At 67.5% G+C, this 23459-nt stretch carries 20 protein-coding genes; 16 read left to right on the forward strand and 4 right to left on the reverse strand.

The annotated features are described in order from the left end of the window. Positions 1-89: 89 nt before the first annotated feature. The 3 genes from F3J15_RS29040 to F3J15_RS29050 all read left to right on the forward strand — a co-directional run bounded on the left by F3J15_RS29040 (position 90) and on the right by F3J15_RS29050 (position 2450). Positions 90-905, forward strand: coding sequence for an ABC transporter substrate-binding protein (locus tag F3J15_RS29040; protein WP_166895513.1), 816 nt, complete (start codon positions 90-92; stop codon positions 903-905). Between the two features lie 94 nt (positions 906-999). Then, positions 1000-1722 (forward strand): amino acid ABC transporter permease, encoded by a 723-nt coding sequence (locus F3J15_RS29045; protein ID WP_166895515.1) that lies wholly within the window; start codon positions 1000-1002, stop codon positions 1720-1722. Between the two features lie 2 nt (positions 1723-1724). Next, complete coding sequence (locus tag F3J15_RS29050) at positions 1725-2450, forward strand: amino acid ABC transporter permease (protein ID WP_166895517.1); 726 nt, start codon at positions 1725-1727, stop codon at positions 2448-2450. 147 nt (positions 2451-2597) lie between these two features. Here the strand turns inward: F3J15_RS29050 and F3J15_RS29055 are convergent, their stop codons facing one another. Both F3J15_RS29055 and F3J15_RS29060 read right to left on the reverse strand, forming a co-directional pair. Continuing rightward, entirely contained in the window at positions 2598-3860 is a 1263-nt protein-coding gene (locus F3J15_RS29055) for a M23 family metallopeptidase (RefSeq protein WP_166895519.1), read from the reverse strand. A 338-nt stretch (positions 3861-4198) separates the two neighbouring features. Beyond that, positions 4199-4846: a TetR family transcriptional regulator gene (locus F3J15_RS29060; protein WP_166895521.1), complete on the reverse strand. Its 648-nt coding sequence runs from the start codon at positions 4844-4846 to the stop codon at positions 4199-4201. Between the two features lie 150 nt (positions 4847-4996). Between F3J15_RS29060 and F3J15_RS29065 the strand changes: the two genes are divergently transcribed. The 8 genes from F3J15_RS29065 to F3J15_RS29100 all read left to right on the forward strand — a co-directional run bounded on the left by F3J15_RS29065 (position 4997) and on the right by F3J15_RS29100 (position 17935). Further along, positions 4997-6196, forward strand: a complete 1200-nt coding sequence (locus tag F3J15_RS29065; RefSeq protein ID WP_166895523.1) for a MexX/AxyX family multidrug efflux RND transporter periplasmic adaptor subunit — start codon at positions 4997-4999, stop codon at positions 6194-6196. 20 nt (positions 6197-6216) lie between these two features. Continuing rightward, on the forward strand, positions 6217-9354 hold the full coding sequence (locus F3J15_RS29070) for a multidrug efflux RND transporter permease subunit (RefSeq protein WP_166895524.1): 3138 nt from the start codon (positions 6217-6219) through the stop codon (positions 9352-9354). Then, positions 9354-10805: an efflux transporter outer membrane subunit gene (locus F3J15_RS29075; RefSeq protein WP_166895526.1), complete on the forward strand. Its 1452-nt coding sequence runs from the start codon at positions 9354-9356 to the stop codon at positions 10803-10805. The genes F3J15_RS29070 and F3J15_RS29075 overlap by 1 nt, the downstream gene beginning before the upstream one ends. 835 nt (positions 10806-11640) lie before the next feature. Then, entirely contained in the window at positions 11641-12153 is a 513-nt protein-coding gene (locus F3J15_RS29080; RefSeq protein ID WP_089445590.1) for a fimbrial protein, read from the forward strand. 118 nt (positions 12154-12271) lie between these two features. After that, positions 12272-14725, forward strand: a complete 2454-nt coding sequence (locus tag F3J15_RS29085; RefSeq protein ID WP_166895528.1) for a fimbria/pilus outer membrane usher protein — start codon at positions 12272-12274, stop codon at positions 14723-14725. Between the two features lie 16 nt (positions 14726-14741). Next, positions 14742-15488, forward strand: coding sequence for a molecular chaperone (locus F3J15_RS29090; protein WP_166895530.1), 747 nt, complete (start codon positions 14742-14744; stop codon positions 15486-15488). Then, complete coding sequence (locus F3J15_RS29095) at positions 15485-16510, forward strand: fimbrial protein (RefSeq protein ID WP_166895532.1); 1026 nt, start codon at positions 15485-15487, stop codon at positions 16508-16510. The genes F3J15_RS29090 and F3J15_RS29095 overlap by 4 nt, the downstream gene beginning before the upstream one ends. 84 nt (positions 16511-16594) lie before the next feature. After that, on the forward strand, positions 16595-17935 hold the full coding sequence (locus tag F3J15_RS29100; RefSeq protein WP_166895534.1) for a calcium-binding protein: 1341 nt from the start codon (positions 16595-16597) through the stop codon (positions 17933-17935). 65 nt (positions 17936-18000) lie between these two features. On the opposite strand, the gene F3J15_RS29105 is transcribed toward F3J15_RS29100, so the two are convergent. After that, complete coding sequence (locus F3J15_RS29105; protein ID WP_163008971.1) at positions 18001-18138, reverse strand: HHHH-motif protein; 138 nt, start codon at positions 18136-18138, stop codon at positions 18001-18003. 47 nt (positions 18139-18185) lie between these two features. After that, a complete protein-coding gene (locus F3J15_RS29110; RefSeq protein ID WP_166895536.1) occupies positions 18186-18425 on the reverse strand; it encodes a hypothetical protein in 240 nt (79 codons plus the stop codon). 322 nt (positions 18426-18747) lie between these two features. Here F3J15_RS29110 and F3J15_RS29115 point away from each other — a divergent pair, with 322 nt between their 5' ends. The 5 genes from F3J15_RS29115 to fhuB form a co-directional block, all read left to right on the forward strand. Then, positions 18748-19404, forward strand: a complete 657-nt coding sequence (locus F3J15_RS29115) for an RNA polymerase factor sigma-70 (RefSeq protein WP_089445595.1) — start codon at positions 18748-18750, stop codon at positions 19402-19404. 86 nt (positions 19405-19490) lie between these two features. Then, positions 19491-19733, forward strand: a complete 243-nt coding sequence (locus F3J15_RS29120; protein WP_011351933.1) for an MbtH family NRPS accessory protein — start codon at positions 19491-19493, stop codon at positions 19731-19733. Between the two features lie 44 nt (positions 19734-19777). Further along, entirely contained in the window at positions 19778-20785 is a 1008-nt protein-coding gene (locus F3J15_RS29125) for a TauD/TfdA family dioxygenase (RefSeq protein WP_166895538.1), read from the forward strand. After that, positions 20785-21633, forward strand: coding sequence for an ABC transporter ATP-binding protein (locus F3J15_RS29130; RefSeq protein ID WP_069247924.1), 849 nt, complete (start codon positions 20785-20787; stop codon positions 21631-21633). Before F3J15_RS29125 ends, F3J15_RS29130 begins: the two co-directional genes overlap by 1 nt. Beyond that, the coding region (gene fhuB, locus F3J15_RS29135; protein WP_166895540.1) for a Fe(3+)-hydroxamate ABC transporter permease FhuB at positions 21630-23459 on the forward strand (1830 nt) is incomplete at its 3' end. The genes F3J15_RS29130 and fhuB, both read left to right, overlap by 4 nt.

The following is a 23459-nucleotide window of genomic DNA, read 5'->3' on the forward strand; positions in this document are numbered from 1 at the left end:
TTCGCGACGATACACATCCGTCGCGATGTTCTTCGAACCGGGCCGCCGCGCGATCCGCGGCGGCCTTCATAACAAATCAGGTCGTGCTCATGAAATTCCACACGCTCGCTACGTGGCTCGTCGGAGCTGCGCTCATCACCGCCGGCGCCGTCGCGCATGCGGATCGTCTCGACGACATCAAGAAGGCCGGTGTGCTGCGCGTCGCAACGTTCGACAGCAACCCGCCGTTCGGCTATGTCGACGGCAAAAGCAATCACATCGTCGGCCTCGACGTCGACTATGCGAAGGCGCTCGCCGACAAGCTCGGCGTAAAGCTGCAGCTCCAGCCGACCAACCCCGCGAACCGCATTCCGTTCCTGACGTCCGGCAAGGTCGATCTCGTGCTCGCGAATTTCACGATCACCGACGAGCGCGCGAAGCAGGTTGACTTCAGCATTCCGTATTTCTCGTCGGGCCAGCAGTTTCTCGCGAAGAAGGGCGTGCTGAAATCGGCCGACCAGCTGAACGCGCTGCGCGTCGGCGCCGACAAGGGCACGACCAACGAGATCACGCTGCGCGAGAAATTCCCGAAGGCGACGATCGTCGCGTATGACGACACGCCGTTCGCATTTGCCGCGCTGCGCGCCGGCAACGTGCAGGCGATCACGCAGGACGGCCCGAAGCTCATCGGGCTGCTCGCGAACGTGCCCGACAAGCAGAACTACGAGATCCCGGCGTTCACCATCTCGAACGACTACATGGGCGTCGGCGTGCCGAAGGGCGAGACGCGCCTGCTCGGCTTCGTCAACGACACGCTGAAGGGGCTCGAGGCGAACGGCCGCGCCGGGCAGATCTACGATGCATGGTTCGGGCCCACGACTAAGACGCCGCTCACGCGCATCTTCCGGATCGGCGACAAGACCTGATCCGCATCGCACGCGCGCCGCGACCGGCCGGACCCTCGGCCGCGCGGCGCTTTCCGTTTTCTTCCGATCGCGCGCTTCGCGCCCGCAACACAGCATGCTCGGGTTGGCTCCCAAATATTTGTCCTGGCTCTGGCAGGGCTTCCTGCTGACGCTCGGCCTTGCGGCCGCGTCGGCCGTCGTCGCGACCGCCGGCGGGCTGCTGCTCGCGGTCATGCGGCATGCGCGCGGCACGGCGCCGCGCACGGTGGCGGCCGCGTACGTCGTCACGTTCCGCAACACGCCGCTGCTCGTGCAATTGCTGTTCTGGTATTTCGGTGTCGCGTCGCTGCTGCCCGATACATGGATCGCGTGGCTGAACGCGCGTCATGCGTTGAGCATCGGCCCGTTCACGCTTGCGTGGCCGTCGTTCGAATTCGTCGCGGGCTGGGTCGGGCTGAGTGCCTATACGGCCGCGTTCGTCGCCGAGGAGTGCGAAGCCGGCCTGCGCGGTGTGCGGCGCGCACAGCACGATGCGGCGGCCGCACTCGGCCTCACGCCGATGCAGTCGCTGCGTTACGTGGTGCTGCCGCAGGCGGTGCGCATCGCGTTGCCGCCGCTGTTCGGCCAATACATGAATCTCGTGAAGAACTCGTCGCTCGCGATGGCGATCGGCGTGGCCGAGCTGTCGTATGCATCGCGGCAGGTCGAGACCGAGACGTTCAAGACGTTCGCCGCCTTCGGCGTGGCTACCGTGCTGTACGTCGCGGCGGTGGCCGCGATCGAAGCGGGCGCGTATGCCGCCACGCAATGGCGCGACCGGCTGGGAGCGGGGCGCTGACAATGGATTTTTCGCTGCTGCTCGCCAATCTGCCGTACCTGCTCGTCGGCGCCTTCCCGGAAGGGCCGCTCGGCGGCGCCGCGCTGTCGCTGTTGCTCGCGATCGCGTCGGCCGTCGCCTCGGCCGTGCTCGGCATCGCGCTCGGCGTTGCGATGGCGCTCGCGCGCGGCCCCGTGCGCGTGCTGTTGCTCGCGTTCATCGGCTTCTTCCGCGCGATTCCCGTGCTGATGCTGATTTTCTGGACCTACTTCCTGATGCCCATGCTGCTGCACATGGACGTGCCGGGGCTCGCGACGGTCGTGTGCGCGCTCGCGCTGATCGGCGGCGCGTATCTCGCGCACGCGGTGCATGCGGGCATCGTCGCGGCCGGCGACGGGCAATGGCAGGCCGGGCTGTCGCTCGGGCTCACGCACTGGCAGACGGTGCGCTACGTGCTGCTGCCGCAGGCGATCCGGATCATGACGCCGTCGTTCGTCAACCAGTGGGTCGCGCTCGTGAAGGACACGTCGCTCGCGTATATCGTCGGCGTGCCGGAGCTGTCGTTCGTCGCGACGCAGGTGAACAACCGGCTGATGGTGTATCCGGCACCGATCTTCCTGTTCGTCGCGCTGATCTATCTGGTGTTGTGCACGTCGCTCGACGGCGCGGCCCGCTGGCTGCTGTCGCGGCGCCCGCGCGCGGAACGCGCCGCGCACGCGGCGGCCGAGTATACGGAACCCGCGCGGTGACGGCATGCCGCGGCCGTTTCGAATAGCCGACGAGGCCGTATCGATGAAAGTATGCCGCGGGTAGAACGCCGGGCAGCACGGACCACGACGGTAGAGGGCCGGCCGCGCGCGCCGCTGCTCATCGAGCGACGGCGGGCGGCACGTGCATCACGACGCCGAGTAATGCGTATTGAAGACGGCGCGCAGCGTCGATGAATCGGTCGCGAAATCGCCCCACAGCGGCCCGTCGTTCTGCGCGAACGCGAACGGCGCCGTACTGATCGATGCGAGACGGAAGCGCCATTGCGCCGCTTCCTGGCGGAAGGCGGTGAGCTGCATGTCGGACAGCGCCGTCTGCGCGCTCGCGAGCGTGACGAGCGGATCGACCGGATTGTTCGCGACGCGCACTTCGAAGTGCAGGTGCGGGCCCGTCGCGGCGCCCGTCATCCCGACCGAGCCGATACGCTGGCCCTGCCTCACGGTCTCGCCCGTCTTGAGGCCGTGCGCGAACGCGGACAGGTGCGCGTAGTAGGTCGAGTACCCATCGGCGTGATCGACGATCACGTAGCGACCGTAGCCGCCCGGATCGGTGCCGACGAACGATACGACGCCGTCGGCCGCCGCATCGACGGGCGTGCCGCTCGGCGCGGCGAGATCGACGCCCGTGTGGAACGCCATCGCCTGCGACAGCGGGTGAATGCGCTCGCCGAAGAACGAGCTGATGCGCGTCCACTTGACCGGCATCGTGAAGGCAGCGGCCTCGAGCGGCGAGCCGTCGAGCGCGTAGTACGCGCCGTGCTCGGCGCCCGGCGCGCGGAACCAGATCGCGCCGAACGTGCGGCCGGCAATGCGCAGTTCGAGCGCGGTGAGGCGCGGCGTGCCGTCGCTCGTATCGAATGCGACGCGGTAGTAGTCGCCGCGCTGCGCGCTCGCCCGCATCGCGACCTTGCCGCTGACGAGATCGCCGAGCTGGATGCGCACCTCGGGCGGCACGTCGAGACGGTTCAGCGTATCGGACAGCGTGAGCTCGATGTCGCCCGCGCGCATCCCGTGCTGGTTTTCGGGGGCCGCGAACTGGAACAGGCTCGCGTAGCCGAGCATGTCGTTGCGGTGCGCGCTGAGCGGCGCGAACAGCCCCGGCTGCTGGCTGCGGTCGTTGCGTTCGCCGGCATCGTTGCGCTCGCCGATCGTGCGGGCGAGCTCGCTCGTCACGAAATGCTGCGCGGTGGGAAACGGCGTGTCGGACAGCACGCGCTGCGGCAGCGCGGCCGTGCCCGAGTCGACGGCGCCCGGCAGTTGCGACACGGCCGGCAGCGCGGCGAGGCCGAGTGCAGCAAGGGCGCCGAGCACGGCGGCCGGCACGAGGGCGCGCGCAATGCGCTGCGCGCGGCCGGGCGCGAAAGCATCAGGGGTAGCGGCAGACTTGACCAAGGTGTCCACATCCAGGAAAGCGGTTCAAAGGGGTGTGGGCAGGGTCCACCGGCGGCACATCCGTCGGACAGCGACGGGGCGGGCGGCGGGCGTGCAACAAAACAGGCCCCGCCAGGAGCCTGTGTCGTTTCCGTTCGACCCAACGCGCGGGGCGGGCCCGCATCGAACGGCGGCGTGCATACCGGGTCGTACCCGGTTATCACGAAGACGCTAAAGAAAGATGACAGCGTCAGTCTACCGATGTTCCGCAAAACGTTAAAAATTTTAAAGAGGGTCAGCTCATTCGTTTCGCAGTGCGGTAAATCGGGTTAAATCAGCATTTATTACGACAATTCACGTCAGTCCGGCAATTTGTGCGCGCGGGTGCGCAGCGCGGCGGACGTGCGCACCGTGTCGAAGCCGGCATCGAGCATGGCTTCCGCGTCGTTCCACAGGTTGCCGCGCAGCCGGTTGGTCCAGATCATCGACGCGAACACGCCTTCGAGCAGCGAGACGAGATAGACGGCGGCCAGGTGCACGTCGAGATCGGCGGCGACTTCGCCGGCCGCGATCGCGCGGCGCAGAAGCGCCTTCGTGATTCGCAGCATCTGCAATTCGAGCAGCATGCGGCGCCGCTGCAGCGCGCCGTTTTCCTCGCTCTGCTCGCACTTCGTATAGAGGATCACGAGCACGCGCTGCATCGGGCCCGGCTCGCCGCATTCCTGCAGATAGTGCGACGCGGCGCGCCGCAGCGTGGCGAGCGGGGGCAGCCCTTCGCCCGCGTCGAAGCCTTCCGACGTGCGCGCGAACGCGCGGTCGCACATCGCGAGACACACTTCCATCTTGTTGCGGTAATGGCCGTAGACGGCGCCCCGCGACATCCCGGCGGCCTCGGCGAGGTCCGCCATCGCGGTTTGCGCCACGCCTTTCTCGAGCAGCACGAGCTCGGCGGCGTCGAGGATCCGGTGCTTGATGGCGAGCGATTCTTCGCGGGTCTTGCGGGCCATGTCCTGAAATTCCTTACAATTCGCTGTCGTTTTATTGAGACAGTGTGGCGGTCAGATTGAAACGGTGTGTATTTAATCAGTCGTGACTGATTATAATCGGCCACCCTGAGCCGCCGCATTTTATCGGTGGCGAACGATCCGAGGTCACACATGAATAACAATCGCTCCCTGTTGCGCCACCGGTTGGCGCCGTTCGCGCTGGCGGCCGTGCTGGCCCTGGCCGGATGTGGAAAGGGCGACAAGGACGCCGCGCCGGAGGCCGCGAAACAGGCGACGGTCGTGACGGTGCGTCCGACGGCCGTGCCGATGACCGTCGAATTGCCGGGCCGGCTCGACGCGTACCGGCAGGCGGAAGTGCGTGCGCGGGTCGCGGGCATCGTGACCGCGCGCACCTACGAGGAAGGCCAGGAAGTGAAGCAGGGCGCGGTACTGTTCCGCATCGATCCCGCGCCGTTGAAGGCCGCGCGCGACGCCGCGCAGGGGGCGCTCGCGAAGGCGCAGGCCGCCGCGCTCGCGGCGAGCGACAAGCGCCGCCGTTACGACGATCTCGTGCGCGACCGCGCGGTGAGCGAACGCGACCACACCGAGGCCGTCGCGGCCGACACGCAGGCGAAGGCCGACGTCGCTTCCGCGAAGGCGGAGCTCGCGCGCGCGCAGTTGCAGCTCGACTATGCGACCGTCACCGCGCCGATCGCGGGCCGCGCCCGGCGCGCGCTCGTGACCGAAGGCGCGCTCGTCGGCCAGGACCAGGCGACGCCGCTCACGACCGTCGAGCAGCTCGATCCGATCTACGTGAACTTCTCGCAGCCGGCCGCCGACGTCGACGCGCTGCGCCGCGCGGTGAAGAGCGGGCGGGCGACGGGCATCGCGCAGCACGACATCGCGGTGACGCTGCTGCGCGCCGACGGCACGGCGTATCCGCTGAAGGGCAAGCTGCTGTTCAGCGATCTCGCGGTCGATCCGACCACCGACACCGTCGCGATGCGCGCGCTGTTCCCGAATCCGGAGCGCGAGCTGCTGCCGGGCGCGTATGTGCGGATCGCGCTCGACACGGCGGTCGACCAGCGGGCGATCCTCGTGCCGCGCGATGCGCTGCTGCGCGCGGCCGACCGCTCGTCGGTGCGGGTCGTCGGCACGAACGGCAAGGTCAAGGACGTCGAGGTCACGGCCGACCAGATGAGCGGCCATGACTGGCGCATCACGCGCGGCCTCGCGGGCGGCGAGCGCGTGATCGTCGACAACGCCGCGCAGTTCGCGCCCGACACGGCCGTTAAGCCCGTCGAGAAGGCGCCGCCGTCGAAGGCAGCGCCGGCAGCGGCCGCTTCGCAGGCGGCCGCCCGTCAAACCTGACTGGTCAACACCACACCACCATGGCACGTTTCTTCATCGATCGCCCCGTCTTCGCGTGGGTGATCGCAATTTTCATCATGCTGGGCGGCGCATTCGCGATCCGCGCGCTACCCGTTGCGCAGTACCCGGACATCGCGCCGCCCGTCGTCAGCATCTATGCGACGTACCCGGGCGCGTCCGCGCAGGTCGTCGAGGAATCGGTGACTGCGCTGATCGAGCGCGAAATGAACGGCGCGCCGGGGCTGATGTACACGTCGGCCACCAGCAGTGCGGGGGCCGCGTCGCTGTACCTGACGTTCAAGCAGGGCGTGAACGCCGATCTCGCGGCCGTCGAAGTGCAGAACCGGCTGAAGACGGTCGAGGCGCGGCTGCCCGAACCGGTGCGACGCGACGGCATCCAGGTCGAGAAGGCCGCCGACAACATCCAGCTCGTGGTCTCGCTGACGTCCGACGACGGGCGGATGACCGACGTGCAGCTCGGCGAATATGCGTCGGCGAACGTCGTGCAGGCGCTGCGTCGCGTCGAGGGCGTCGGCCGCGTGCAGTTCTGGGGCGCCGAGTACGCGATGCGGATCTGGCCCGACCCGGTGAAGATGGCCGGGCACGGCCTCACCGCGTCGGATATCGCGTCGGCGGTGCGTGCGCACAACGCGCGCGTGACCATCGGCGACATCGGCCGCGCCGCGGTGCCGGCCAGCGCGCCGATCGCGGCGACCGTGTTCGCCGATGCGCCGCTGAAGACGCCGGCCGATTTCGGCGCGATCGCGCTGCGCACGCAGTCCGACGGCTCCGCGCTGTACCTGCGCGACGTCGCACGCGTCGAGTTCGGCGGCAACGACTACAACTATCCGTCGTACGTGAACGGCAAGGTCGCGACCGGGATGGGCATCAAGCTCGCGCCGGGCTCGAACGCGGTCTCGACCGAGAAGCGCGTGCGCGCGACGATGGACGAGCTGTCCGCGTATTTCCCGCCGGGCGTGAAATACCAGATCCCGTACGAGACGTCGTCGTTCGTGCGCGTGTCGATGAACAAGGTCGTCACGACGCTGATCGAGGCCGGCGTGCTCGTGTTCCTCGTGATGTTCCTGTTCATGCAGAATCTGCGTGCGACGCTGATCCCGACGCTGGTCGTGCCGGTCGCGCTCGCGGGCACGTTCGGCGTGATGTATGCGGCCGGTTTCTCGATCAACGTGCTGACGATGTTCGGGATGGTGCTCGCGATCGGTATCCTCGTCGACGACGCGATCGTCGTGGTCGAGAACGTCGAGCGGCTGATGGTCGAGGAGGGGCTCGGGCCCTATGACGCGACCGTCAAGGCGATGAAGCAGATCAGCGGCGCGATCGTCGGGATCACCGTGGTGCTGACGTCGGTGTTCCTGCCGATGGCGTTCTTCGGCGGCGCGGTGGGCAACATCTACCGGCAGTTCGCGCTGTCGCTCGCGGTGTCGATCGGCTTCTCGGCCTTCCTTGCACTGTCGCTGACGCCCGCGCTGTGCGCGACGCTGCTCAAGCCGGTGTCGGGCGACCATCACGAGAAGCGCGGCTTCTTCGGCTGGTTCAACCGCCTGGTCGCGAGCTCGACGCAGCGCTATGCCACGCGCGTCGGCAAGATGCTGAAGAAGCCGGTGCGCTGGCTCGTCGTGTACGGCGCGCTGACCGGCGCCGCGGTGCTGATGCTCACGCAGTTGCCGACCGCGTTCCTGCCGGACGAGGATCAGGGCAACTTCATGGTGATGGTGATCCGGCCGCAAGGCACGCCGCTCGCGGAAACGATGCAGAGCGTGCGGGAAGTCGAGTCGACCATCCGCCGCGACGAGCCGACCGCGTTCACGTATGCGCTCGGCGGCTTCAACCTGTACGGCGAAGGGCCGAACGGCGGGATGATCTTCGTCACGCTGAAGAACTGGAAGGAACGCAAGAACGAAGACGCGCACGTGCAGGCGATCGTCGCGCGCATCAACGAGCGCTTCGCGAGCACGCCGAACACGACGGTATTCGCGATGAACTCGCCGGCGCTGCCCGATCTCGGCTCGTCGAGCGGCTTCGACTTCCGGCTGCAGAACCGCGGCGGGCTCGACTACGCGACGTTCAGCGCCGCGCGCGAGCAGTTGCTGGAGACGGGCCGCAAGGATCCGGCGCTGACCGACCTGATGTTCGCCGGTACGCAGGACGCGCCGCAGCTTAAGCTCGACATCGATCGCGCGAAGGCGTCCGCGCTCGGCGTGTCGATGGACGAGATCAACACGACGCTCGCGGTGATGTTCGGCTCCGACTATATCGGCGACTTCATGCACGGCACGCAGGTGCGGCGCGTGGTCGTGCAGGCCGACGGGCTGCACCGGCTCGATCCGGACGACGTGAAGAAGCTGCGCGTGCGCAACACGCATGGCGAGATGGTGCCGCTCGCGGCGTTCACGACGCTGCACTGGACGCTCGGGCCGCCGCAGCTCACGCGCTACAACGGCTTTCCGTCGTTCACGATCAACGGCTCGGCCGCGGCAGGCCACAGCAGCGGCGAGGCGATGGCCGCGATCGAGCGGCTCGCCGGGAAGCTGCCGGCCGGCACCGGCTTCGCGTGGTCGGGGCAGTCGTTCGAGGAGCGGCTGTCGGGTGCGCAGGCGCCGATGCTGTTCGCGCTGTCGGTGCTCGTCGTGTTCCTCGCGCTCGCGGCGCTCTACGAGAGCTGGTCGATTCCGTTCGCGGTGATGCTGGTCGTGCCGCTCGGCGTGATCGGTGCGGTGCTCGGCGTCACGCTGCGGATGATGCCGAACGACATCTACTTCAAGGTGGGGCTGATCGCGACGATCGGGTTGTCCGCGAAGAACGCGATCCTGATCGTCGAAGTCGCGAAGGACCTGGTCGCGCAGCGCATGTCGCTCGTCGACGCGGCGCTCGAGGCCGCGCGCCTGCGGCTGCGGCCGATCGTGATGACGTCGCTCGCATTCGGCGTCGGCGTGCTGCCGCTCGCGTTCGCGTCGGGCGCCGCGTCCGGCGCGCAGATGGCGATCGGCACCGGCGTGCTGGGCGGCGTGATCACGGCGACCGTGCTCGCGGTGTTCCTCGTTCCGCTGTTTTTCGTGATCGTCGGCCGCCTGTTCGACGTCGGCCCGCGCCGGCGCGGCGGGGCACAGCCGGCGACGATGGAGGGTTCTCGATAATGTTTGCGCTGAATGCACGCGCCGTGCTGCGGGCCCAGGTTGCGCTGGCCGCCGCGCTCGCGCTGGCCGGCTGCACGCTCGCGCCGCGTAACGAGCGGCCGGCGGCACCGGTGCCTGCGACCTATGCGCCGGTCGACGGCAGTGCCGCACCGGCGGCCGAGGTGTCGCCCGCCGACACCGCGCTGCTCGACGACTGGCGCGCCTACTTTACCGATGCCGCGCTGCAGGCGTGGATCGACGCGGCGCTCGCGAACAACCGCGACCTGCGGGTCGCGGCCGGCCGCCTCGAGGAAGCGCGCGCGCTGTACGGCGTGCAGCGCGCGGATCAGATGCCGTCGGTCGATGCGAATCTGGGTTATGACCGTACGCGCCAGTACGACCCGGTCGTGCGCGAAAGCGCGATCAGCGGGCTGTATCGCGCGGGCGTCGGCATCAGCGCGTACGAGCTCGACCTGTTCGGCCGCGTGCGCAGCCTGTCCGATGCTGCGCTCGCCGAATATTTCGCGACGGCGAACGCGCAACGCACGGTACGCATCGGCGTGATCGCCGACGTGGCGGGCGCGTACGTATCGGAGCGCTCGCTGCACGAGCAGCTCGCGCTGGCGCAGCGCACGCTGGATGCGCGCCAACGCATGGCCGCGCTCACGCAGCGCCGTTATGCGGCCGGCACGAGCGACGCGATCGAGCTGCGTTCGGCCGAGATGCTGGTGGCATCCGCGCGTGCATCGCAGGCCGCGCTGCAGCGCGAGCATGCGCAGTCCGTGCGGGCGCTGCAGTTGCTCGCGGGCGACTTCGCGCGCAACGTGCCGGATGACACGACTGCGCTCGACGCACTGTCGATCGCGCCCGTGGCGCCCGGTGCACCGAGTGCGCTGCTCGAACGGCGGCCGGACATCCGGCAGGCAGAGGCACGCCTCAAGGCAGCCAACGCGCAGATCGGCGCCGCGCGCGCGGCGTTCTTCCCGCGCATCACGCTGACGAGCGACTATGGCTCGGTCAGCGATGCGTTCTCGAGCCTGTTCAGCGGCGGCACGAACGTGTGGACGTTCGCGCCGCGCCTCACGCTGCCGATCTTCGCGGGCGGACGCAATCGCGCGAACCTCGACGTCGCGAACGCGCGCAAGCACATCGCGGTTGCCGATTACGAGAAGACGGTGCAGACCGCGTTCCGCGAAGTGGCCGACGCATTCGCCGCGCGCGACTGGATCGATCGCCAGCTTGCCGCACAGCAGGACGTGTATGTGGCCGACGGTGCACGGTTGAAGCTCGCCGAGCGCCGCTACGCGGGCGGTGTCGCGACGTATCTCGAACTGCTCGACGCGCAGCGCAGCACGTACGAGTCGGGGCAGGAGCTGATCCGGCTCAAGCAGCTCAGGCTCGCGAATGCGATCACGCTGTACCGTGCGCTCGGCGGCGGCTGGTCGCCGGCGGAGGCCGCGGCATCCGCGTAATGCCTGTCGCCTGACGCGACGACGCGTCGGGCGGCATGACGGCGGCGGTACGCTTCGACGTGCTACCGCCGCTTCCTTCGATCCGCACCGTTGCTCCAGCGATATCTTTCCCCACTGACAGGCCGGTCAGGACGCTTTTCGTCGTGTCGCAACCGCACGCGTGCGTTCCGGAGCAGCCCTCGTCTTGCGACCGCTCGTGTCGCCATTCCGCGCAAACGTGTGCGGGACATTTCTCCTTCCTTCTCCCATGCGATGCGGTCCGGATGTCGAGTTTCGGCGACCGCTCATGCGTGCGATTTACGATCCGGAATTGACGATCGAATTAATCATATATTGGAAATAATGAGGGCGGCAAAGTGTCGCAGTAAAACGTTTGTACTCATTGCGCAATCGTTTGCGCGAAAAAATTATATTGATTGAATCGATCTTTAATTTCCTGTTTGTTGAAAATGATTTGATATCGGCGTTGCCGCCGGACAACGATGGCGGCTCTGGACAATGTTTTGTCCTTTTCGCGGATGACTTTCCCGGAGCCAATGCTAGCAAGGACGAGCGGGGTGGTGGCGACTATCTATCGAAAATATCTTTAATCTTCAATTGCTTCCGTCGAATAAAAAAGGACTGCGGATAAAAATCACGGGATTGGAAATCGACGAGAAATAGTGTGGATTTAGAGGGCTGAATCGAACATTGTCAGAAGCATTTGACAATGATTTACAGAAAACTTTCACGATTATCTCGATAATGCGGCCTCGTGACGGACGGGAGCCACCACACGCTGCCGTTTGTGTCCGCCACGTCATCTACTCCATTTGTACTCCTTACGGGTAACGTCATGAAAAAATCCCTCCTGACCGCTGTCGCACTCGCGGCCCTGTCGACCTCGGCCTTCGCAGCGGGCACCGGCACGATCAACTTCACGGGCGAGATCGTCGCGGGCGCATGCGGCATCGATTCGGGTTCGGTCAACCAGACCGTGAACCTCGGCAAGGTGCCGACCAACGTGTTCAAGCAGGCCGGCGACAAGTCCACGCCGACCAACTTCGACATCAAGCTGACCGACTGCGACACGAGCGTCGCGCAGAACGCGTACTTCACGTTCACGGGCACGTCGAGCGCAGGCCAGCCGAAGCTGCTCGCGACGATCGGTTCGGCGACCAACGTCGGCATCCGCCTGCAGGCAGCATCGGGCGAATACCTCGACAACGGCGCCGAGCAGAAGGCACCGACCGTGCTGCAGAACGGCACGAACGTCGCACGCTTCGCGGCCATGTACGAAGCAACCGCAGCCGGCGTGACGCCGGGTACCGCCGAGGGCGTCGCGAACTTCACCGTCCGCTACCAGTAAGCCGCCGTACCGGGGAAGGGTGCGCGCACCCTTCCTCGTTCGTTTTTCCTCCTTTTCTCCCTCCCTGGACTTCCGGTAGCGCCGCGTGCGAATCAGACATTCCTTCCTTTGCGTCTCCGTGCTGGTTGTCAGCAGCCAGAGCCATGCGACGGAATTCAATTCGTCGTTCCTGAACATCGACGGCTCGAACAACGTCGATCTGTCGCAGTTCTCGCAGGCTGACTTCACGCTGCCCGGCGAGTACATGCTCGACGTGCAGGTCAACGACCTGTTCTACGGGCTGCAGGCGATCGAGTTCATCGCCGTCGACACATCGGGGGCGGGCAAGCCGTGCCTGCCGCCGGAACTCGTCGCGCAGTTCGGGCTGAAGCCGTCGCTCCTGAAGGACCTGCCGCGCTTCCAGGGCGGACGTTGCGTCGACCTCGGCGCGATCGAGGGGGCGACCGTGCGTTACCTCAAAAGCGACGGGCGGCTCAAGATCACGATTCCGCAGGCCGCGCTCGAGTTCACCGATTCGACCTACCTGCCGCCGTCGCGCTGGTCCGAAGGGATTCCGGGCGCGATGCTCGACTATCGCGTGATCGCGAACACGAACCGCAACTTCGGAACGGACGGCCGCCAGACGAATTCGATCCAGGCCTACGGGACGGTTGGCGCGAACTGGGATGCATGGCGCTTTCGCGGCGACTACCAGGCGCAATCGAACGTGGGCAATACGGCCTACGCGGACCGCACGTTCCGCTTCAGCCGGCTTTATGCATTTCGTGCGCTGCCGTCGATCCAGTCGACGGTGACGTTCGGCGACGACTACCTCACTTCGGATATCTTCGACACGTTCGCGCTGACGGGCGCGTCGATCCGCAGCGACGACCGCATGCTGCCGCCATCGTTGCGCGGCTATGCGCCGCTGATTTCGGGCGTCGCCCGCACCAACGCGACCGTGACCGTGTCGCAGGCAGGCCGCGTGTTGTACGTGACGCGCGTGTCGCCGGGCGCCTTCGCGCTGCAGAACATCAATACGAGCGTGCAGGGCACGCTCGACGTCGCGGTCGAGGAAGAGGACGGCAGCGTGCAGCGCTTCCAGGTGACGACGGCCGCCGTGCCGTTCCTCGCGCGCGCCGGGCAGTTGCGCTACAAGGCTGCCGTCGGCAAGCCGCGGCTGTTCGGCGGTGCCGGCATCACGCCGTTCTTCGGCTTCGGTGAAATCGCGTACGGCCTGCCGTTCGACGTCACGGCGTATGGCGGTTTCATCGCCGCGTCGGGCTACACGTCGATCGCGCTCGGCGTGGGCCGCGATTTCGGCGCGTTCGGCGCGCTGTCGGCCGACGTCACGCATGCGCGGGCGAAGCTGTGGTGGAACGGCGCGACCCGCAACGGCAACTCGTACCGCATCAACTATTCGAAGCACTTCGACGGGCTCGACGCCGACGTGCGTTTCTTCGGCTATCGCTTCTCCGAGCGCGAATACACGAACTTCGCGCAGTTCTCGGGCGACCCGACCGCGTACGGCCTCGCCAACAGCAAGCAGCGCTACTCGGCGACGCTGTCGAAGCGTTTCGGCGACACGTCGACTTATTTTTCCTACGACCAGACGACCTACTGGGAACGTGCGAACGAGCAGCGCGTCGGCCTCACGCTGACGCGGGCGTTCTCGATCGGCACGCTGCGCAACCTGAACGTGAGCGTGTCGGCTTTCCGTACGCAGAGCGCCGGTGCTAGCGGCAACCAGGTCTCGGTCACCGCGACGTTGCCGATCGGCGGCCGCCACACCGTCACGTCGAACCTGACGACGGGCAGCGGCAGCACGAGCGTGAATGCGGGCTATATCTACGACGATCCGAATGGCCGGACCTACCAGGTCAACGCGGGCGCGACCGACGGGCGTGCGTCGGCGAACGCGAGCTACCGCCAGCGCTCGTCCGCGTATCAGCTGACCGCACAGGCGTCGACGCTGGCCAATGCGTATGCGGCGGCATCGCTCGAAGTCGACGGTTCGTTCGTCGCGACGCAATACGGCGTGGCGGCGCATGCGAACGGCAATTCGGGCGACACGCGCCTGCTGGTGTCGACCGACGGCGTGCCCGACGTGCCGCTGTCCGGCACGCTCTCGCATACCGATTCGCGCGGCTATGCGGTGCTCGACGGCATCTCGCCGTACAACGTGTACGACGCGACCGTCAACGTCGAGAAGCTGCCGCTCGAAGTGCAGGTGACGAACCCGATCCAGCGCATGGTGCTGACCGACGGCGCGATCGGCTTCGTGAAGTTTTCCGCCGCGCGCGGCAGCAACCTGTACCTGACGCTGACCGACCCGGCCGGCAAGCCGCTGCCGTTCGGCGCATCGGTGCAGGACGTGGCGAACGGCAAGGAACTCGGCATCGTCGGCGAGGGCGGTGCGGCGTTCCTGACCCAGGTTCAGCCGAAATCCACGCTGGCGGTGCGTGCGGGCGAACGCACGCTCTGCACGATCGACACGCTGCCGAACCAGCTCCAACTCGAAGGCACGCCGATTCCGGTGACGTGCCAGACGCCCGGCGAGTCGCATGCAGCGGCCGCACGGGTCGAACGATGAATTCACGGATCCCGCGATGAAAAATTCCTTCTCCCTTTCCTTTTCGCGGCGCGCATGGTGCGTGCTCGCGACCGCCGGCGCGCTGTTCGCAGGCGCCGCGCAGGCGGCGATCGTGCCCGATCGCACGCGCGTGATCTTCAACGAAGGCGAACAGGCCGCGATCGTCACGATCACCAACAAGAGCACGACATACCCGTATCTCGTGCAGTCGTGGCTCGAGGACGCGAAGGGCAACAAGATCACGTCGCCGCTGATGGTCGTGCCGCCGCTGCAGCGTGTCGAGGCGAACGAGCGCAACGTGTTGCGGATCGCGAAGCTGCCGGGCACCGAGCTGCCGGCCGATCGCGAATCGGTGTTCTACCTGAACATCCGCGAAGTGCCGCCGAAGACGGATACGCCGAACACGCTGCAGATCGCGCTGCATACGCAGATGAAGCTGTTCTATCGCCCGAAGGCCGTGCAGCCGGCGCGCGACGAGGACTGGACGCTGCCGATGACGTTGCGGGTCGATTCGGCCGCGCACACGCTCGTGTTCGACAACCCGACGCCGTATCACATCACGATCGTCAACCTGGCTTCGGGCGCGCAGAAGACGCCCGTGCCGCTGGACCCGGTGATGGTCAGCCCGATGAGCACGGCCGACGTGCCGTTCAAGGCCGCGACGCCGTCGACGCTGTTCGTCACGCATGTGGACGACTACGGCGGCCAGGTGGCGGTCGAGTATGCGTGTGAGGCCGGTGCTTGCAAGAGCGTGAAGAAATGAGCGGGGGCGCAAGACAACGCCTGGCGCCGCTCGCGGCATGGCTGCGCTGGGTCGTGCTCGCGATGCTGATCGCGGTGGTGCAGCCGGCATGGGCGCTGCGCTGCCTGAGCGACGGCGGCGCGGATTCGCTTACTGAGCCGATCGGCGGCGTCGCATCGTATCCGACGGACGCGCAGGACGGGTACGTGATCTGGGTATCGCCGCCGCGCACGACGACGGGGTACTGCTACAAGGACTACGGCGGGGACGCACTGGCCTTTTCCGAGAAGGTTTACTTCTACGCGAACCCGAGAATGCAGGATCCCGCCGCATGGGGACTGGAAATCGGCATTCGCTATGGTGGCCGGGACTATTTCGGCCTGGGTAGCGGGCCGAGCGCGCGTGTGGAAACCACCACCGAAGTGGGTCCGTGCTCGCCCCGGGACTTTGCATGGGGGCGCTGCGAGAAGGTGCCGCTCAGCATTACCTATCAGGTGGTGGTGCGCAAGAAGGGTCAATGGATGCAGCCGCCGAACGATATCTATGCGGTCTTCCAGTTCGACGGCAAATACGGCCTCAACGCGGCCCGATCGAGTTTTCAGTACCGGCTGAGCGGGTTGTCGCGCCTGAAGCCGACACCGTGCCTCGTCGACGTGCTGGTGACGCCCGAGCCCGGCATCGTCAATTTCGGTCAGGTGCAGGCGTCCGGCAATGGCTTCCTGCCGGCCGTGCCGCGCCGGCGGTTCTCGTTGTCGCTGACGAAGAAATGCAGCATCCCGATTCGCGTCGACGGCTATTTCGAGGCGACCAAGGGCACCGTGCAGAACGGTTTGCTGGTACCGGCAGCGAACAGCAATTTCGGGATCGGCCTCGAAGATAGTCAGGGCAAGGCGATCGAATTCAACAAGCAGTTCACGCTCACGCAGTTTGCGGCCAACGTCGCGAATCAGACCGTGATGCTCGATGCGGTGCTCAAGTCGTTCGGACCACCGAAGATCGGGCCGTTCGACGCAGCCGCAACGATCCGGATTTTCCTGTATTGAGCGTGGTGCAGCATGAGCGGCGTGCGCAGCGCAACATGCTGCCCGCACTGAATTTTCATTGATGTACGGACGGAGGAGAAGGGGATGCATCCGAGACGCAGTGTCGTCGCGGCCGTGCTGGCCGTGTCGGCAATGAGCGCGGTTCACGCGCAGACGGTATCGGCCGGCGGTTATTCGCTGACGGTGATTGGAGACCTGGGCGGGCCGCGCGACGTGCAGTACCACGGCAATGCCGTCAGCGCGGACGGCAAGACGATCGTCGGTTCCTACTGGAGCGAAGCGCAGCCCGGTGGCTCGATGGCCTTCTCTTGGTCGGCCGCGACGGGCTGGCAGCGGCTGGCCGCGCCGGCGAACGCCTATGACTCGCAGGCACAGACGGTGTCGGCCGATGGGCAGGTAATCGGCGGCTCGATCAGCGCGCGCCAGGCGGACAGCAGCAACCTCGATCGATGGGCGGTGCGATGGCCCGGCGACGGTCGCACACAGAAACTCGTTCCGGATACGGCGGGCCGGGGCGCATCGGTCGAAGTTGCGAACCTCGCCGGCACGAGGATGACTGGCAGCTTCACGGCGACAGGCGGCCGGAATGCACGGTTCATGTGGGACCAGCCGAGGGGTTTCCGCGAGTTGCCGCCGGGCGGCGACTATCTCGTGCAACTGCTCGCGATGACCTCGTCCGGGAATGCTGCAACCGGGTTCGCCGGCAACGTCGACGGCGTGTATGGTTCGCGCGCGCTCCTTTGGACAGAACGAACCGGCGAACGACTGTTGCCGACGATCAACGCGGGCGTGGCCAGAATGGATATGGCCCGTGGCGTGACCGAAGACGAACGGACGATCGCCGGCTCGCTCGGCACCCTCGTGGACACGCCGGATGGACAACGGCTCGATTCGGAAGCCGTGCTGTGGACGAACGGCGGCGACAGCATCCAGCGGCTCGGTTTTCTCGACGGCGATGACAGCAGCTACGCGTCATCGATCAGCACGGACGGGCGGGTCGTCATCGGCGAATCGAGCAACGGGCAGACCGGTGTCGCGCGCGTCTTCGTGTGGACGCCGCAAAGCGGCATGCGCAGCCTCGTTGCGTTGCTCGAAGCGGCCGGCCTGTCGGTCGGCACGCTGAATCTGAGCCGCGTGATCGGCGTGAGCCCCGACGGGCAGACCATCACGGGGCAGGGCTATCGCGAAGACGACCCCGACGGGAGGCCGCAATTCTGGCAAGTGCACATCGATGCGGCGACGCTGCGTGCATTGCGGCCGGCGAGCCCGGGTGCGGACGCATCGCGGGTACGGGCGTCGCAGCCGAAGACGATGTCACGCATGCTGGCGGCAAAGCCGAACGCCGCGATACGGCGAGACGTCTGCCGCATGCCGGTCACCCCGGCGCGGCTGGTGCAATGCCGGCTGCTACCGGCCGCACGCTAGCGATCACGGTCGCATGCAGGTAAAGCGATGAAGCAAGGCGCCGGTTCCCCGGCGCCTTGTGTCGTTTACCGCACCCAGCGGCAAACCTTGTGATGGTGATGCTCGAAGTGACACACGCGGTGCGGATGGGCTTCGGCGATGGCGGGCACGAGTACAGCGGCGGCGAGCGCCGCGACGGTCAGGGTCTTGAGTAGCGTCTTCATATTTGAGGTCCTGTCGTTGAATAGCGGATCACGGGAGCGGCAGCGCATTACCACTGCGGCCGCTGATCGTCGCGACGGTCGTCCCGGCGATCCTCGCGGCGTTCGTCACGACCGCCGCGATGCTGTGCCTCCCAGTCGCGGCGCTCCCAGTAGCGATTTCCGTCCCAGTAACGATCGCCATGCCAGCCGATCGTGACTTCGGCCGGGCCAGGATAGGCGACACATCCGGTGAGCATCACGCTCGACAGCGCACCCAGCATGAGAGCGGATAGCACGATGGATTTCATGTTTGTTCTCCCTGGGGAAACGGCACGTCGATCGTACGGGCCCTCAAAATTTCACGTGGTAAGAAGTTGCTACCGCACATGACACGACACCCGCAGGCGTTTCGTCAGAACCCCGTGAAAGCAGCGGCAGCCGTATCCGCCGGACAGACGCGTCGATGGCCGCCTGCCACGGCCGGCAGCATGCGTCCCATCTACCCCAGTAACGATTTCGCCGATTGTTCAGACAAATCCTGACAACCGAAAGGGTTATCTCGTAATCGAATTGAGAATGATTTGCGTTTACGTTAAATTGCGCTATCTCGGAATTTGACGGAGCAGATCGATGGCGATGGCGGAAGTGCTCGAACGACCGGCGACGGCAGCGGCGAACCCGTTCCTCGGCAGTTTTCCCGACCGGCCGCCGCGTGCGCGCCGCACCGCGGAGCCCCGTGCGCAGGGCGCGTTGCTGGATGTGCTGATCTCGCATCGGACGATGCTCGTCAATGTCGCGCGCGGCTTCGTCGGCTGCGCGAGCCGCGCCGAGGACGTCGTGCACGACGTGTTCGTGAAGCTCGTCGAATTCCCGAACCAGGACGCGGTGCGCCAGCCGGTCGCATACGTGACGCGGATGGTGCGCAATGCGTCGATCGACGCGTGCCGCCGGCAAAGCCTCGAGAACGTCTATCACACGGAAGAGGACGACGGCTTCGACGTGCCGTCGCCCGAGCCGACGCCGGAAGCCGCGCTGCTGACGCGCGACACGCTGCGGCGTGTGTGGGCCGCGCTCGACGACCTGCCGGCGCGCAGCCGTGCGGCGTTCGAGATGGTGCGGCTGCGCGAGGAGACGCTGCAGACCGCGGCGCGCGCGCTGAACGTGTCGCAGACGCTCGTGCATTTCATGGTGCGCGACGCGGAACGCCACTGCGCGGAATGCCTCGACGCGTGCCATCGCGGCGTCGCGTGCCCGGTGTTCCTGGGCGGCCGCGCACGGCGCCGGTAAAAAACCGCGCCGGCCAAACGTCTATCAGACAGGAGCGGCCGAAACCGCCGCTTCGCCACCTTCAACCGCCTCAGCAATTCCCGATCATGACGCAAGCCACGACGCCTTCCGCCGACACCGATGACCTCGTCTATACGGTCGTCATCAACGACGAAGAACAGTATTCGATCTGGCCGACATTCCGGCCCGTGCCGGCCGGCTGGCGCGAGATCGGCGTGAGCGGCCCGAAAGCCGACTGTCTCGCGCACATCGAGACCGTCTGGACCGACATGCGCCCCGCGAGCCTGCGCCGCGCGATGGACGGCGAGCGCGCATCGCGCGCGTCGTGACCCGCTGCGCCGAGATCCGGCGCACCACCTGAAGAGGACGTTGCATGACCCTGCTTTCGTTGCCGACGCTCGACGACCTGCGTATCGAGCCGGGGCTGCCCACCGTCGTGTCGCCGCGCGGCAGCGACGGCATGTCGATCGACGATGTCGCGCCGCTGGCGCGCGAGATCGCGGCCGACACGCTCGAACGGGCGGGCGGCGTGCTGTTCACGGGTTTTCACGTGCCGTCGATCGACGCGTTCCAGCAGTTCGCGGCGTCGTTCGGCGATCCGCTGATCGGCTATGAATACGCATCGACGCCGCGCAGCCAGGTCGAAGGCGCGGTCTACACGTCGACCGAATATCCGCCGCACCGCGCGATTCCGCTGCACAACGAGCAGTCGTATACGCGCGAATGGCCGCTGCGAATCTGGTTCCACTGCGCGCTCGCCGCGCCGACGGGCGGGGCGACGCCGATCGCCGACAGCCGCGCCGTCTATCGCGCGCTCGATCCCGCGTTGATTGCGCGTTTCGAGAAGCGCGAGCTGCTGTACGTCCGCAATTTCGGGCAGGGGCTCGACCTGCCGTGGCAGCAGTCGTTCGGCACCGACGAGCCGGCCGAGGTCGAGCGGATGTGCGCGGTGCGCGGCATCGAATGCGCGTGGCGCACCGACGACGACGGCGAGCTGCTGCTGCGCACCCGCGAACGCTGCCAGGCCGTCGCGCGTCATCCGCGCACCGGCGAGCGCGTGTGGTTCAACCAGGCGAACCTGTTTCACCTGTCGGCGCTCGACGACGACATGCAGGAAGCGCTCGTCGACGCGGTCGGGCTCGAGAACGTGCCGCGCAACGTGTATTACGGCGACGGCGAACCGCTCGAAGCCGACGCGCTCGCGGAGATTCGCGGCGTGCTCGACCAGCAGCGCATCGTGTTCCCGTGGCGCACGGGCGACGTGCTGATGCTCGACAACATGCTGACCGCGCATGCGCGCGACCCGTTCGAGGGGCCGCGCAAGGTCGTCGTCGCGATGGCGCAGAGTTATACGGTCCCGCGCGACCGAACGGAGGATTGATGACGCGTAGTACCGCCGCGCTTGCCGCGCGCGGGCTGTCGGTAGGGTATCGCGACCATGTCGTGATCGACGGGCTGGACCTGTCGATCGCGGCCGGCCGCGTAACCGCGCTGTGCGGACCGAACGGCTGCGGCAAGAGCACGCTGCTGCGCACGCTCGCGGGCCTGCAGCCCGCGCGTGCCGGCCATGTCGAAGTCAACGGCCAGCCGCTCGCGGCGTTTCGCCGCCGCGCGCTCGCGCGCGAGCTGACGATGCTCGCGCAGTTCAACCAGATTCCATCGGGCCTCACGGTGCGCGAGCTCGTCGCGTACGGGCGCTATGCGTATGGCGGCTTCCTGCGCGGCCTGTCGCGGGCCGACCATGCGGCGATCGACGAGGCGCTCGAGACGAGCGGCCTCGCCGACGATGCGGACCGCGACGTCGGTGCGCTGTCGGGCGGCGAGCGCCAGCGCGCATGGATCGCGATGGCGCTCGCGCAGCAGGCGCCGATCGTGCTGCTCGACGAACCGACGACCTACCTCGACATCCATCACCAGCTCGACATCCTCGATGCGCTGCGCACGCTGAACCGCACGCGCGGGCTGACGATCGTGTGGGTGCTGCACGACCTGAACCAGGCGGCCGCGTACAGCGACGAGATCGTGCTGATGCGCGCGGGCCGCCTCGTCGCGCAGGGCACGCCCGACGCGATGCTCGATCCGGCGCGGCTGCGCGCGGCGTTCGGCGTCGAGATGCTGAAGCTTTCGCATCCGCAGACGGGCGCGCCGATGTGCGTGCCGGCCTACGGGCCGACGACCGACGGCGCGCCGCAGGCGGTGGGCGCTTTCGACCGGGATCTCGCCGTATGACGACGTTCGCGATGCGCAAGCGCCTCGCGGCGGCGGGGAAGGGCACGGCGTCGGGCCGGGCCGGCGCGATCGCGTTCGGCCTCGTGACGTTGATCGCGCTGCTCGCGGCGCTGCGCGTCGCGCCCGATCTGCGCGTGTGGTGGGACGCCGTGCCCGGCAGCGATGCCGCCGCGCTCGCGCACGTGTTCCTGTTCGACCTCAACCTGCCGCGCGTCGCGGCCGCGCTCGTCGCGGGCGGCTGCCTCGGCATCGCGGGTGCGCTGTTCCAGTCGCTCACGCGTAATCCGCTCGCATCGCCCGACCTGCTCGGCGTGACGGGCGGCGCCCAGCTCGGCCTGCTCGCGGCGATGCTCGTGCCGGCGCTGGCCGGCGTTGCGTCGGTGCCGCTGCTGTTCGTCTGCGGGCTCGCCGCGGCCGCCTGCGCGATCGTCGCGGCCGGCGGCTGGCGCGCGACGCCGTTGCGCCTCGTGCTCGCGGGCAGCGTGTGCATGCTGCTGTTCGCGGCATTGTCGACGCTCGTGCTCGCGTTCTTCGAGCAGAACATCGCGGGCGCCGCGCTGTGGACCAACGGCAGCCTCTACCAGCCGGGTGCAACGGGCCTCGCGCTCGCCGCGCGCTGGCTCGTCGTGCCGCTCGTCGCGTTGCCGTTCGTGATCAGGCCGCTGAATCCGCTCACGCTCGGCGACGATGCGGCGGCCGCGGCCGGCGTGCGCGTCGATGCGACGCGGCTCGCCGCGACGATCGTCGCGGTCGCGTTCACGAGCGTGGCGGTCAGTATCGCGGGCCCGCTGTCGTATGTCGGCCTCGTCGCGCCGAACCTGCTGCGCCAGGTGCGCGGCGCGCGTGCGGCGCGGCTCGGCGTGCTGGTGCCGCTGTCGGCGCTCGCGGGGGGGGCGCTCGTGCTCATCACCGACAGTGCGGTGCTCGCGTCGGGTCTCGACGCCACGCTGTCGACCGGCGTCGCGATCGCGCTGGTCGGCACGCCGCTGATGCTCGCGATGATCCGGCGCGGCGCCGCGTGGTCGGGCGTGCTGCACGCGGATGCCGAACGCGCGTCGGGCGGCGGCTCGACGCGGCTCGTCGGCTGGCTCGAACGGCTCGGCTGGCCGCTGCGCACGGCGCTGTTCGTCGTGGCAGGCGTGCTGATCGTGTTCGTCGGCGTGTCGGCCGGCCCCGAGTGGCTGTCGATCGCGCGCTGGTCCGATGCGCTGTCCGGCCACGATGCGCTCGCGCGGATGCTGATCGACCTGCGCATGCCGCGCCTGTTGTGTGCGCTGCTTGCCGGCGCGTTGCTGGCGGTGAGCGGCGTCGCGATGCAAAGCGTCGTGCGCAATCCGCTCGCGGGCCCCGAAGTGCTGGGCGTTACGCAAGGCGCGGGGCTTGTCACGCTGTTCGCGTTGTCGACATGGCCGCTGATGGGCCATGTGACGCTCGCGGCCGCCGCGCTGATCGGTGGCGGGCTGTCGCTCGCAGTCACGCTCGCGCTGAATCACCGGCATCGCTATGCGCCGCTCGCGGTAGCGCTGACCGGTATCGTGATCGGCGCGCTGTGGACCACGCTCGCGCAATGGCTGATCACGCAGGAAAGCGTGCAGCCCGCGCGCTTCGTCGTGTGGCTCGTCGGCGGTACCTATGGCCGGAGCTGGGGCGAGGTGTCGATGCTGCTGCCGTGGTGCGTGCTCGCGGTGCCTGTGTTCGCATGGCTCGCGAAACCGCTCGACATGCTCGCGCTCGGCGACGACCAGGCCGCCGCGCTCGGCCTGCCGGTGGCCGCGCTGCGGCCGCTCGCGCTGACGATCGCGACGCTCGCCGCGTGCGCGGCCGTC

The sequence above is a fragment of the Burkholderia sp. Ap-955 genome (assembly GCF_011753045.1).
Taxonomy (GTDB): domain Bacteria; phylum Pseudomonadota; class Gammaproteobacteria; order Burkholderiales; family Burkholderiaceae; genus Burkholderia; species Burkholderia lata_D.